Annotated in this window: 1 pseudogene; it reads right to left on the reverse strand. The window is 27.5% G+C overall.

What is annotated here, in order from left to right:
* Window positions 1-166: 166 nt before the first annotated feature.
* Window positions 167-1,365, reverse strand: a pseudogene (locus D9R21_RS08715) (arginine deiminase).
* Window positions 1,366-1,844 lie beyond the last annotated feature (479 nt).

A 1,844-nucleotide genomic window follows, 5' to 3' on the forward strand; every position in this document is an offset into this window, starting at 1 on the left:
TTAAATTTTTGTTCTTTTCCTGCCATTAAAAAATGCACCTCCTCTAAAAGTTTAGTAAAGTTCTTTTTTAATTTTACTTACTTTTTGGGGTGCAGTCTTAACTTCTTCCTTTTAAATTTACAGCCATATTATTTTTTCTCTCCTTTTAAAATATAATATTAAGATTTTAGATATCCTCTCTTCAAATTGGCATTGACATACAACGAGGTCCCCCACGTCCACGTGATAATTCAGCTTAATCAATAACGTGCACTTTAACACCAGCTTGTTTTAAAATTTCAATTGTAATTTGATTTCTTGAATAGGCAATCACTTCACCAGGACGAATTGTAATAACATTTGCCCCATCATTTCATTGTTCTCTTGCCTGTGCAATTGGATATTCTCCACCACATTTAAAAATTTGAACTGGCTTATCAACTTCTTCTGATAAATAATCTTTAATTGTTTCTTTAATTTCTTTAACTCCATTTTTTGTAATTTCAAAAATTTTAAACTCACCCATTGCTTCAAAAATTAATGGATGTGCGATAAATTTATCATAATCAATATTAGTAAAAACAGTATCTAAATGCATAAAAGCACGATTTTTTGTTTTTAAATCTAATGCAATAACTTTTTCATAAATAACTGAATCATTTTCAATTAGATTTTTTGCTACTATTTTAATAGCTTCCATTGATGTCCTTTGTGAAACACCAATAATTAATGTTTTTGCATTTAAAACTAAAATGTCTCCACCTTCTAAAGTTTCTTTTTCATTACGATCATATCAAAAATTAATTTTTCCTTTAAAACGGGGGTTATGTCTTAAAACAACATCAGAAAATAATGTTTCACGATTTCTAGTAACCGTAAACATTTTATGAATAGTTGCTCCATTTCCAATTGATACAAATGGATCACGTTGGAATAGAATATTTGGCATTAGATCAACCGCTAGCGGATAATTTCTGTAATTTCTACTCCTAACTCATATTTTGTTACCCCTGCTATCATTTTATTAACAAGAGCTTGATTATCTAATTTGCCTAAATAAGTACGTAACTTACTAATGTATTCTTCTTTTGCACCAGATTCTTTTAAAAACTGTTCTAGTAATTCTTGCCGCATTTTTGAATCAGTGTCTAAAACTTCAGCGACTAATTTTTCAATATACAACACCTCAACACCTAAGTTCCTAAAAGTTTGCGCAAAAAAGTCATGTTCTTTTTGTGCAACTGCTAAATCTGGTGTATCATCAAACAATAATCGTTCCAATAAATCTGGTGATAAGTTAGCTAATTCATCACCAGGGCGATGTAACAATACTGTTTTTAAATTACCTATTTCTGAATAAACATTAATACCATATTTTTCTGTCATGTTACCTGTCCTCTTTCTCTTTATACGTCCATTTTTATTAAAATTCTTTAATAAAAATTAAAGATAAACATGCAAAACTAAAAAATGCAAATTGCTGTTAAATACACAGAATACCTATCAAATTGTAATGTCCTTTAATGCCATTTAAATAAATATACTTAAAATTGATTATGCTATCCTTTTATCAAATATATTTAAGCAATACACTTTTCGATATTGCATAAGTAAAAATGCCATTGTTTACTTTTTTTATTCTTATACTTTTATATTATTCTTTTTAATTTTAAAAAAAGTCTTTAAAGTTTAGACTGCACCCCAAAAAGTAAGTAAAATTAAAAAAGAACTTTACTAAACTTTTAGAGGAGGTGCATTTTTATATGGCAAGAAAAGGACAAAAATTTAATAAATATACAGCAGATTTTAGAAAAATGATAGTACAAGAAGTTAAAAATAATAAGATAAGTTTTATTGCTCAAAAA

It is taken from the genome of Spiroplasma endosymbiont of Megaselia nigra (assembly GCF_003987485.1).
Lineage (GTDB): Bacteria > Bacillota_I > Bacilli_A > Mycoplasmatales > Mycoplasmataceae > Spiroplasma.